Origin of the sequence: Colwellia sp. 12G3 (assembly GCF_002836775.1) — a bacterium.
GTDB lineage: Bacteria > Pseudomonadota > Gammaproteobacteria > Enterobacterales > Alteromonadaceae > Colwellia.
Genome location: NZ_PJAQ01000009.1, coordinates 56303 through 67874 on the forward strand (window position 1 = coordinate 56303; position 11572 = coordinate 67874).

The 11572-nt window shown below is 38.9% G+C and carries 9 protein-coding genes; 6 read left to right on the top strand and 3 right to left on the bottom strand.

The genetic code is table 11. The features are described from left to right. Positions 1-84: 84 nt before the first annotated feature. From ubiU to CXF71_RS03545, 4 genes are all read left to right on the top strand, one after another. Entirely contained in the window at positions 85-1080 is a 996-nt protein-coding gene (gene ubiU, locus CXF71_RS03530; RefSeq protein WP_101231607.1) for a ubiquinone anaerobic biosynthesis protein UbiU, read from the top strand. Between the two features lie 153 nt (positions 1081-1233). Continuing rightward, positions 1234-2115, top strand: coding sequence for a U32 family peptidase (locus CXF71_RS03535; protein WP_101231608.1), 882 nt, complete (start codon positions 1234-1236; stop codon positions 2113-2115). A 54-nt stretch (positions 2116-2169) separates the two neighbouring features. Further along, positions 2170-3321 (top strand): cupin domain-containing protein, encoded by a 1152-nt coding sequence (locus tag CXF71_RS03540; RefSeq protein WP_101231609.1) that lies wholly within the window; start codon positions 2170-2172, stop codon positions 3319-3321. A 240-nt stretch (positions 3322-3561) separates the two neighbouring features. After that, the gene (locus CXF71_RS03545) at positions 3562-4293 is read left to right on the top strand and encodes a pseudouridine synthase (RefSeq protein ID WP_101231610.1); all 732 of its coding nucleotides are present in this window, start codon (positions 3562-3564) and stop codon (positions 4291-4293) included. Between the two features lie 79 nt (positions 4294-4372). Here CXF71_RS03545 and CXF71_RS03550 read toward each other — a convergent pair whose 3' ends face one another. From CXF71_RS03550 to mfd, 3 genes are all read right to left on the bottom strand, one after another. Then, positions 4373-4660: a DUF1244 domain-containing protein gene (locus CXF71_RS03550; protein ID WP_101231611.1), complete on the bottom strand. Its 288-nt coding sequence runs from the start codon at positions 4658-4660 to the stop codon at positions 4373-4375. A 77-nt stretch (positions 4661-4737) separates the two neighbouring features. After that, the gene (locus CXF71_RS03555; protein WP_101231612.1) at positions 4738-6471 is read right to left on the bottom strand and encodes a CsiV family protein; all 1734 of its coding nucleotides are present in this window, start codon (positions 6469-6471) and stop codon (positions 4738-4740) included. A gap of 147 nt (positions 6472-6618) precedes the next feature. Further along, complete coding sequence (gene mfd, locus CXF71_RS03560; protein WP_101231613.1) at positions 6619-10260, bottom strand: transcription-repair coupling factor; 3642 nt, start codon at positions 10258-10260, stop codon at positions 6619-6621. 170 nt (positions 10261-10430) lie between these two features. Here mfd and CXF71_RS03565 point away from each other — a divergent pair, with 170 nt between their 5' ends. Together CXF71_RS03565 and CXF71_RS03570 are read left to right on the top strand one after the other, a co-directional pair. After that, positions 10431-10952 (top strand): TlpA family protein disulfide reductase, encoded by a 522-nt coding sequence (locus tag CXF71_RS03565; protein WP_101231614.1) that lies wholly within the window; start codon positions 10431-10433, stop codon positions 10950-10952. A 195-nt stretch (positions 10953-11147) separates the two neighbouring features. Next, positions 11148-11486 carry a ComEA family DNA-binding protein gene (locus CXF71_RS03570; protein ID WP_101231615.1) on the top strand — a complete coding sequence of 113 codons (339 nt, stop codon included), beginning with the start codon at positions 11148-11150 and terminating at the stop codon, positions 11484-11486. Positions 11487-11572 lie beyond the last annotated feature (86 nt).

Sequence of the window (11572 nt, forward strand, 5' to 3'; positions counted from 1 at the left end):
TCTTTAATACACATCAATAAATAACAATGATGAACAACCTACACTGCTTAAAATTATTTTTTCTAATAATGGTTAGGAGTTGATGTGGAGTTACTTTGTCCTGCTGGTAATTTGCCGGCACTAAAAACAGCAATAGATAATGGCGCCGATGCGGTTTATATCGGTTTAAAAGATGACACTAACGCTCGTCATTTTGCTGGCCTTAATTTTAATGATGGTAAGTTAGCAAAAGCTGCCGATTATGTGCATCAACGTGGTAAAAAATTACACGTTGCTATCAATACCTTTGCACATGCAGGTGGCGAAGAACGTTGGCAGAAAGCGGTAGACAACGCTGTTGCTATAGGCACTGATGCGTTAATTATTGCCGATTTAGGTGTGCTTGATTACGCCGCAACAAAATATCCTGATGTTGAACGCCATGTATCAGTGCAAGCTTCGACAACAAATCTCGAAGCGATTAAATTCTTTAAAAATAACTTTGATGTTCAGCGCGTTGTGCTACCTCGAGTATTGTCTGTGCAGCAAGTTAGGCAGTTAGCTAAAACTAGTCCCGTTCCTTTAGAAGTGTTCGCTTTTGGTAGCTTATGTATTATGGCAGAAGGACGCTGTTATTTATCATCCTATATGACAGGGGAGTCACCTAACACGGTTGGTGCGTGTTCTCCGGCTAAATATGTCCGTTGGCAAGAAACGGATAAAGGCTTAGAGTCTCGCTTAAATGGTGTGTTGATCGACCGATACCAAGCGGATGAAAACGCGGGATATCCGACACTGTGTAAAGGTCGTTTTGAAGTGGATAATAATGTTTATCATGCGCTAGAAGAGCCTACCAGCCTTAATACCTTAGAACTTATTCCAGACTTAATTGCTATGGGCATAGTGTCGGTAAAAATTGAAGGCAGACAACGTAGTCCTGCCTATGTGGAACAAGTCGCTAAAACGTGGCGTATGGCATTAGACAGATACCAACATAATCCAGAAAACTTTGCTGTAGAAGGCGCTTGGATGAATACCTTAGCAAATCTATCTGAAGGCTCACAAACAACCTTGGGTGCTTATCACCGTAAATGGCAATAATTGTCACTTAGCTTGTCGCTGTATAGCGCTATTACTTCGTCAGAAATACTCGTTGACGGGCGTCAACTCCGTGTTACTTCCTTGAAATAACACCATACAGCTTAAAGCTAATCGCAATTAACGTAATGAAAAATATTAGAATTAGGAAAGACTATGAAATTTTCTCTAGGGCCAAGTCTGTTTTTCTGGCCGAAAAATGACGTGTTAGACTTTTATCAGCAAGCAAAACAGTCAAGTGCCGATATCATTTATTTGGGCGAAACAGTTTGCTCTAAAAGGCGTGAACTTCGCGCTAAAGATTGGCTCGGCTTAGCGCAAGATGTAGCCAGAGACACCAATAAACAAGTGGTTATATCAACCATTACTTTATTAGAGTCTCCTGCTGAAATTCAAGTATTGAAACGTTTGTGTGACAATGGCGAATTTTTGATTGAAGCCAACGACTTAAGTGCAGTACAAATAATGCATGATCTCAAAATGCCTTTTGTTGCCGGACCAGCGATCAACTGCTACAACTTATCTACGCTTAAAATCTTGTTAAAACAGGGGATGACACGTTGGTTAATGCCCGTTGAACTCAGTGGCGATTGGTTGAAAATACTATTAAACCAAGCGATAGATGCGGGTATTAGGCAAGAGTTTGAGTGTGAGGTGTTTTCTTGGGGATATTTACCACTGGCTTATTCTGCCCGTTGCTTTACTGCGCGCTCTGAAGATAAGGCTAAAGATGATTGTGAATATTGCTGCATTAAGTACCCAGCAGGTCGAAGAATGAATAGTCGCGAAGGAGAACGAGTTTTTGTGCTCAATGGTATTCAAACTTTGTCGGGTTACCAGTATAATCTCATCAATGAAATACCAGCTCTTGATGCAATGGGTGTAGATATCGCCCGAATTAGTGCTGATAGCACAGCAGCTTTTACCCAACTTGATAACTTTAGAGAACAACTCGTTCATCCAACGATAAAAACACTCGACGGTATCGCTGAATGTAATGGTTTTTGGCATAAAATTGCTGGCATGTCCGTGGCTTAGTACTAGCAGTAGTTAAATCAGTTAAAATAACTCTATAAGAATAATGAGAAACCTATGTATACCTTAAATTTGAACCAAATGACTCAGCAAGAATTTCTCGATGAATACTGGCAAAAAAAGCCGGTAGTTCTTCGCCAAGGATTTAAAGATTTTGTTGACCCTATTGCGCCTGACGAGTTAGCAGGTCTGGCGATGGAAGAACAAATAGAGTCTCGTTTGGTTCATAAAACAGAAGGACAATGGCAAGCGGCTTTTGGTCCATTTGAAAGTTATGAACACTTAGGTACCCAAAATTGGTCGCTAGTCGTTCAAGCACTTGATAATTTCTCTGAAGAATCGGCAGAAATTATTGAAGCATTCAGATTTATTCCCCACTGGCGCTTAGATGACTTGATGGCGAGTTTTGCCATGCCAGGAGGAAGTGTTGGTCCACATAAAGATAACTACGACACTTTCATTTGCCAAGGCTCAGGTAAGCGTCACTGGCGAGTAGGCGATAATAGTAACCATGTAGAATTTGCTGCGCACGAAGCGTTATTACATGTTGAACCCTTTGAGGCTATCATCGATGTAGAACTTGAGACGGGAGACATTTTATATATCCCGCCAGGATTCCCTCATGAAGGCATATCCCTTGATACGTCAATGAGTTTTTCTGTCGGTTTTCGCGGAAATTCTGCAGTAAGTGTACTCAGTGCTTTTGCAGATCATTTAATTGATAATGATAAAGGCAGTCAATTATTAACTGATCCTGATCGACAGGTTGTTAGTCATAGTGGCGAAGTAAGTAACAACGATTATGCGAGTATTAAGTCACAAGTTCAGAGTTTATTGGATGATGACATTAGTTTTAAAAAATTCACCGGTCAGTTTTTAACGGCAGCGAAACATGATCTCGATATTTTAGTTCCTGATGAACCATTTGAGCTTACTGAAGTGAGTAACTTACTTAATAGTCATGCTATTAAACGTTTAGGTGGTTTACGTGCTTTTTATTTTGAAGATACTATTGAACAAGGTTTGTGTTATATCAACGGCAGTGAATTGGCTTTTTCAGCCGAAATCGCCAATGGCGTGAAACTGCTTTGCGATAAAGTCATGTTATTACCTGATGACCTTTCCGACTGGAGCCGCAACGCTGCTTTTGTTGAATTAGCGGCTGAATTATTGAACCAAGGTTACTGGTACCTAGCTGAAGTCGAATAGCTAACTACTTAACATTAACCAAGAGTAACTACTGAGTATTCCCAGTGTAGTTAGCCTTTTAAAATCCTGTAAGAGTAAGCTGTAAAAGTTTGTTCCGCAGGATTTTTTATAGCTACTATTAGCTTTTCGAGCGCTTCATTTAAAAGAGTTAGTAACTAAATACGATTAATTATTGCTTGTTGATAGGCAATGCGGATAATAGCGCATTATTTCATTGACTGTAAGGCTTTGCTTGCCAATATGCGCCTAGATAAATTCATCTGTAAAAGTACTGAACTCACCCGAACTGAAGCTAAAAAAGTGCTTAAAAGTGGCGAAGTACAGGTTAATGGTGAGGTCGCTAAAAATGCGGCTATGCAAGTACATGAAAATAATACTATCACTATTGATGGTCAACAACTGAGTGCACGCGGCTCACGCTATTATATTTTACATAAACTAGTTGACACTATTTGCTCAAATGTTGACGAAGTTTATCCCTCTATACTGCATTCTATTGAAGTAGATAAAGCCTTTGATTTACACATTGCCGGGCGATTAGATGCGGATACTACGGGATTGGTATTGATCACCGATGATGGTCGTTGGTCACATAATGTCATTTCACCGAAAAAGCAATGCCAGAAAACTTATCGCGTATGGCTTCGCACAGAAATTGATGATGATAAATTATCCACTTTAGTGGCTAAATTTGATAGTGGCCTTCAGCTTCAAGGTGAAGACGGTTTAACTCGACCAGCAATATTAACGCGAGTAGCACAAGCAGATTTGGTTGATGAAGAGTCCTACAAAAGTGAAGTATTGCTTACCATTACTGAAGGTAAATACCATCAAGTTAAGCGCATGTTTGCTGCGGCAGGTAACAGGGTTGTGGGTTTACATAGAGAACAGATAGGAGACATAACCTTGGGGGATTTGGCCCCAGGGGAGTGGCGTGAATTAACCGAAGATGAAATAGCTCAGTTTTCATAAGGTTGGGTATTTAATCCCCTGTCTTATATTGCATAGGATAATGCACAGGGGACTAAATTAACTTCTATCGGTTAAAAACTTACTTTTTATTTAACGCATTAAATTTCGCCATTTGCTCTTCGGTAGCAGGTAATTGATGCTTTTCTTTCCATTCACTGTAAGGCATACCGTAAACTTGTTCGCGCGCAGTATCGATATCAACATCAACACCTAACTTTTCTGCTTCGTTAACCGTCCATTTACTAAAACAATTACGGCAAAAGCCAGCTAAGTTCATTAATTCAATATTTTGCACGTCTTTACGTGAATCTAAATGCGCAAGTAAACGGCGAAATACCGCTGCTTGAATTTCAATTTCTTTATCCATTTTACTAACCCTTATAATGATTTTTTTGACAATATTATGTTGATAATTTTGGTTTATATTGTCTGCTTATTGATACTTTATTTCTTTGATTGACTAACGGCTTCATCAGCTGGTTTGCTTGGATCAAAACGTCTGATTTGCACTATCATACCAATATGAGGGTGGTCAAAATAATGGATCTCGCCGGTGATCACTCGGCGATCTTGTTTAAATGAGATAATATTATTTTGATTTAATGTTTCGTTATTATTGTTTGTTAATTTTTGCTTAGTCGTTAACACGGATGCTTTATCCGATGAATCAATAATATTAAATTCGGTGTTGATATAGAGGTAATGATCTAAATGTACTTTGAAAAGTCCATCTATCGACCAAGGTTGTAGTGGTGCAGTGATGTCGACGTGCTTATCCGTTGTGCTCTTTAGATTTAATTGCAGTTCTTTGGCGGTAATCTCAGATGATAACTGAGCAACAATTCGTTGAATAGTTTCTGCATTTTGAATTGTCCCATTAGCAGCCTTTACAAGGGTGCTAGTCTCACTCGTTTTTTCAGTATCAGTTTGATTATCTAATAAGGAAAACTGCTGAAATAGTTTATTAAGTTGCTGCTGCTTGGCTTGTTGACGTAACTGTTCAGCTATCGACACCTCGTTTATCGCTTCAGCATTGTCAGGGGTAATGTTTGTAGTAATATTTTCAGTAGCTTGTGTTGTTTCATTGATGGCTAAACTCATTTGACTATTGAACAGTGCTTCAGCTTGCTGTCTTTGCTCTAAGATAGCTTGTATCTCAAGCGCCTGCTGCTCAGACTCTTTTTTCGCTATTGCTTGTCGGTAACCTAAGTCTAGATTCTCACCGGCATATAATCTTATTGCTTTAGTTTGTCTACTACTCTCACCGACTTGGCGCCAACCTAGGTGTAATAATGGTGCATAGTTACGAGAGCGCTTGATGCGATTAGCAATAGATTTTAAACGTAATGAATCTTGGCTAATTAAGTAGGGACTATCACTTGCCCAAGTAATTTCACCATTTTCATCGTCTTGCCATTGCTCAAGTCCACTGATGGTCTTTGCTATCTTTTCAACAGGAAAACCATCGATACTAAAGTGTTCGAGCTGTTCAACAGTTAAGTGTTGCTGGAAAAAATCAGCCGGTATGACGCACAATGGCGTTTGGCTACTGATCGGATATTGGTTATATACGGGTAGCTCAATAGTGGGTTCAATACTGTTGAAGTAAGTTGGGTTATTTGCTTCACTCAGACCTTGTTTAACCGAGCTATCTAAATTGTCGCTTTCAGTTTCACTTAATGCGGCTGTAAGCACAGTCACTGACATGTTAGATGGCGAGATATTTTCTTTATTCTCTGCTATTTGAGGCGGAGTGACATTGTTCCCACGTTCGTTGTTCGACTGAAGGGGAATGGTATCGGTATCACTACTATCAGCTTCGCTACTTTCATTATCCTCATTATCAGCCCACAGAGTACTTGGCGTGATGTTATAAGGTAATTGGGTTGCTGGTTGCTCACAATTAGGTAGTAATTGTTTTAACGAGGTTATATTAGGCTGTAAATAAGGCGTTAATAAGTCAAGAGCTCGTCCCTTTTTAGCACTTAAATCGGTAGCTGAAAATTGCTCAGGATTTTCTGAATTATTTGATACTTGTTTAAAAAGAATGATCTCAATTTCAAACCAACGAGCTTGTTCATCAGATGATGATTCAGTGCTTTGTGTTGCCAAAGCACTATGACTTGTTAACAAGCATAATGAGATTAATGCAGGGGTAAGAATTGAATGGTATTTCATTAAAAGTCCGTGTTTAAAGGCAAATTTATATCAGTGACAAGTAGTCATTTGTTAATTTTTTGTAGCTTATTTGAGCCATATTATTACTGACTTGAACAAGCAATGCATAACTGCAGTGTACTTGTTCAAGTTTACCATTATAAGTAATTATTTGGCTAAGTCATTTAAGATATTAGTAATTAGGGTAAAGCGCTTTTGAGAATCGTCATTGGCTTTGACAAACTTGAGTTTACTCGCGCCAGCCATACTGTAGACTGCAGGATTCTTTTGAATTAAACCAATAATTAACATAGGGTCAACACTCGTGCTATCACTAAACTCAATAGAGCCGCCAGTCGCACTTGCCTCAATCCTTGATATACCAATGGTCTGCGCTTTAAGACGTAGTTTAGCTATTTGTACCAAATTTTTACTTGGCTGAGGTAGTAAACCAAATCGGTCAATTAACTCCACTTGTATATCATCCAACTCATTTTTGTTTTTACAGCTAGCGATACGTTTATACAAGCTTAAGCGCAGGCTAACGTCAAAAATATAATCATCGGGCAGCAGGGCAGGTATACGTAGCTCAATTTCAGTTTGCGTAGACATCACTTGGTTTAATGATAATTGCTTACCTTCTTTGAGCGCTGCCACAGCATGGTCGAGCATTTCCATATATAAACTAAAACCAACTTGGCACATTGAGCCACTTTGATCTTCACCTAATAACTCACCCGCACCACGAATTTCTAAATCATGTGTCGCTAAGGTAAAGCCAGCGCCTAAATCTTCCAGAGAGGCGATAGCATCTAAACGTTTTTTAGCATCTTTAGTAATACGCTTTTCATTTGGCGTTAATAGGTAAGCATAGGCTTGATGGTGTGAGCGACCAACACGGCCACGCAGCTGATGTAATTGCGCTAAACCAAGATGGTCAGCTCTGTCCATTATGATCGTATTAGCACTAGGTACATCAATACCTGTTTCAATAATGGTGGTACAAACAATCACGTTAAAGCGTTGATGATAAAAATCACTCATAATGCGCTCAAGTTCACGCTCGCGCATTTGCCCATGGGCAGTAACCACTCTCGCTTCAGGCACTAACTTTTGAATGTCAGCAGCTGTTTTATCAATAGTGTCAACATGGTTATGGAGGTAATAGACCTGACCGCCACGAAGAGTTTCACGTAAAATCGCTTCTCTGATTAACGCTTCATCGTGCTCACGTACAAAGGTCTTTACTGCTAATCGTTTCGCCGGCGGCGTAGCAATAATAGATAAATCACGCATACCGCCCATGGCCATATTTAAGGTACGTGGGATAGGGGTTGCTGTTAATGTTAAAATATCAACGTTACTGCGTAATTGTTTGATTTTTTCTTTTTGCTTAACGCCAAATCTGTGCTCTTCATCGACCACAAGTAAGCCTAAATCTTTATATTTTATGCTGTCTTGCAGTAACTTATGGGTGCCGATAAGAATATCTACTTGGCCTGACTCCACTCTGGCAATGACTTCTTTTTGCTCTTTAGCGGTTTTAAAACGTGATAAGACTTCCGTTACCACGGGCCAGTTGGCAAATCTATCTCTAAAGTTTTCATAATGCTGTTGAGCAAGCAATGTCGTGGGTACGAGTATTGCCACTTGCTTACCATCGTTTACCGCAACAAAAGCGGCACGCATAGCCACTTCTGTTTTACCAAAACCAACATCACCACAAACAAGTCTGTCCATGGTTTTAGGTGAAAGCATATCGCTTACAACGGCGTTTATCGCTTGTTTTTGGTCAAAGGTTTCTTCAAAACCAAAACTGTCACTAAACGCTTGGTAGTCTTGCTTATTACGTTTAAAACTATGGCCATAATTACTGGCACGTTTAGCGTAAATATCGAGTAATTCAACGGCAACATCACGGACTTTTTCTGCCGCTTTTTGCTTCGCTTTACTCCAGGTATCAGTACCTAATCGATGTAGGGGCGCATGATCACTATCAGCACCTGAATATCTGCCAATTAAATGTAAAGCGCTGACGGGTACATAAAGTTTGGCTTCATTGGCATAACTCAACATTAAAAATTCGGTGACTATGCCGCCATTTTCAATGGTTTGCAGACCTAGATATCGACCAATACCGTGTTCTATATGCACAACAGGCTGGCCAATAGTTAACTCAGCTAGGTTTTTGAATAAAGCATCGGCTTGTAAATCTTGCGCTTTGGTACGTCGTCTGGCTTGAGAGACATGATCGCCCAATAACTCAGCTTCAGTAACCAGTGCAATAGCATTCTTTTGACTATTACCTTTGGCTTGAAAGGAGAAACCTTGCGTTAAGCTATTGACGGTAATACCAATGGTATCGGTAGCGTTGATAAAATCGTCGATGTTATCAAACTGTGCTGGTTTAATATTGTCACGTTCAAGTAACTCAAGCACACTTTCTCGGCGTCCTTGGCTTTGCGCAATAAAAAGCACTTTGTTTGGCGTGTCTTTACTGGCAATAAATTGATTAATTAATTCGAACGGCTGCTTTAGTTTATGATTAATGGTTAAGTCGGGCAGCGGTTTAACATCAAAGCATATCTCACTACTTTTACTTTTAACGTCATCTCTTTCGGTGTCAGCAGTATCTAAAGCAAGACTAGCCTTATCCTCTGTTAAAACAGGGGTTATCAACGCTTCTGTTGCAATAGTGATACGGTCAAAAGGTTTTAAGGCGCTGTAAAGTGAGTCGGCGGTTAAAAACAGTTTTTCAGGGGGTAATAAAGGGCGTGTAGGGTCGTAACGTCTATTTTCATAGCGATAATCAATATCAAGCCAGTATTGTGTTAAAGAGTGTTTAATATCACCGCTAATAACAACAAGCGTATTTTCGGTTAAATAATCACACAGGGTATTACTTAACTTTGTTGTAGCTTTATCACTGTCTTGATTTTTATCAACATTACTATCAATAGTGTTATCAAAAAAAAGTGGTAAATAATATTCAATACCCGGAGGTAAAATACCATTACTGACTTTGTGATAAACAGATTCTTTATGAATATTGCCCTGAAATTGTTCACGGAATTGGTTGCGAAATAAGCTGATGCCGGCTTCGTCTATAGGGAATTCGTGCGCGGGTAGTAAATTAATTGCATCAATTTTTTCTTTTGAACGCTGGCTTTCTGGATCAAAAAGTCTTATTTCATCAATTTCATCATCAAAGAAGTCTAAACGGAAAGGTTTATTACTGCCCATAGGGAAAAGATCTAAAATGGCGCCTCGAGCCGAAAACTCGCCATGCTCTAGTACTTGATCAACATTACGATAACCACTTGCTTCTAGCGCTTGTCGCATTTGATGTAAATCTCTTTTATCGCCTTTTTTTATTATTAAGCTGTTCGCTTCAATGTACTGTTTAGGTGCTAATTTTTGTACTAGAGTGGTTACGGGCACGATAATAATGCCAGATTCCATACGTGATAATTGGTATAAGGTCGCAAGTCGCTGGGAAATAATGTCTTGATGTGGAGAGAAATTGTCATATGGCAGTGTTTCCCAATCAGGAAAAAGACAAATACTGACCTTGTTTTGGCTCCCTGTTAAGTTATCACTTTTGGCTAAACTGAGCAGTTCTTGCTCAATCTTTAACGCTTGCGGAGTATTATTAGTAATGAGTAATATCGGCGTTTGCGCTGTTTGTGCTGCTTGATACAGAGCAAAACTACTACTGCTGCCATGCAAATTATGCCAACTTTTCTTATCAGGGTTTTTGCCGCGGCGCTTGGCCAATATAGGGGTTAATAGGCTGCTTGCTTTACTCATGATTTCCTTACACTAATTACAGACAATAATAATAATGAGCGCTATTCTAATTAAGCTATGGCAAAAGCGCTAGTAGATACGTATTTTTGTTTTGTTTGTTGGAAAATAGTTATATTTAAGGTTAAATACTTGGTAGTTAACAAAATTCAAACTATTTAAGGATATTTTTCATGGTTAAAACGTCAGTAAGTAAATTTAAGCGGTTATTTTTTATTGCGAGTTTAGCGGTTATTTTGTCTGCTTGTCAGGCGTTACCATTAAATCAACCAACGGCCGTTGTTCACGATGAGTACGTAAATTCAGGGGATACATTACCTATTGCAAGTATTACTACCATTGATGGTGAAGTATTAGATTTTCAGCAACGGGGGAAACGTAAATTGGTTATTTTGTTTGCCACTTGGTGTCATGATTCTAATAATTTACTTAACGCGTTGAATAGTTCACCTTTACTTGATAATGATAATATTGAAATCATTGCCATTGCGCGTGAAGAAGATACAGAAACGGTTACTACTTGGCGTGATAAACGTGGCATTAAAGTGGCTTTAGCTGTTGATAATGATCGTAGTATTTATAAACGTTTTGCTTCCGGTGGCATTCCGCGTTTAATCACCGTTGGTGAAAATAATAAAATTATCAAAATGAACTTAGCTGAAGGTGAACAACAGTTAGAGAAAATTATTTGGTAATAGAATAGCTTGGCAACAATTTAGTCTTAAATAGTCCTATCTGATCCTATGAGAGCAAGCCAGTAATAGTTTTATGACTTTTGACAAAAAGCAGTTATCCATCTAAACCTAATAATGACTGTTAAGTTGCTACAGGATTATTTATTAGCCGGTGAGCAGTTATTTTTTAATGTATTACTTTACAAGGAATGAAAGATGAATAATAAGCCAAAACACCTCAATATGACGTTGTCTGCACTAACCCTAGGCGTTATTTTACTCGTTAACTCTTCATTAGGTTTTGCGAAAGAGGTTAATGTTTCTGCATCTGCTCAAGGGCAGAGTTCAGCAGTAATAAAACAACAAGTTGTTAACCTGAACAAATCAACAGTTGAGCAGTTGCTCACGCTAAAGGGCGTAGGCAATACAAAAGCGCAAGCCATTATTGCTTATCGACAGCAAGTCGGTGGTTTTAAATCAATTGATGAACTCACTAAGGTTAGTGGTATTGGTGACAAGATTGTGAGTCAAAACAAAACGAGGTTAAGTATTTAAAAAGGAAGTAATGAATACACACTTTAAAAAGTCAGCTTAGGCTGACTTTTTAGTTTTTGCTACTATTTAACCTGAACTCTGGATAA

Bases quoted from the DNA above. Each gene is read 5' to 3' on its own strand.
- CXF71_RS03535 (WP_101231608.1), top strand. From the start codon at position 1,234: ATGAAATTTTCTCTAGGGCCAAGTCTGTTTTTCTGGCCGAAAAATGAC.
- CXF71_RS03540 (WP_101231609.1), top strand. From the start codon at position 2,170: ATGTATACCTTAAATTTGAACCAAATGACTCAGCAAGAATTTCTCGAT.
- CXF71_RS03545 (WP_101231610.1), top strand. From the start codon at position 3,562: ATGCGCCTAGATAAATTCATCTGTAAAAGTACTGAACTCACCCGAACT.
- CXF71_RS03550 (WP_101231611.1), bottom strand. From the start codon at position 4,660: ATGGATAAAGAAATTGAAATTCAAGCAGCGGTATTTCGCCGTTTACTT.
- CXF71_RS03555 (WP_101231612.1), bottom strand. From the start codon at position 6,471: ATGAAATACCATTCAATTCTTACCCCTGCATTAATCTCATTATGCTTG.
- mfd (WP_101231613.1), bottom strand. From the start codon at position 10,260: ATGAGTAAAGCAAGCAGCCTATTAACCCCTATATTGGCCAAGCGCCGC.
- CXF71_RS03565 (WP_101231614.1), top strand. From the start codon at position 10,431: ATGGTTAAAACGTCAGTAAGTAAATTTAAGCGGTTATTTTTTATTGCG.
- CXF71_RS03570 (WP_101231615.1), top strand. From the start codon at position 11,148: ATGAATAATAAGCCAAAACACCTCAATATGACGTTGTCTGCACTAACC.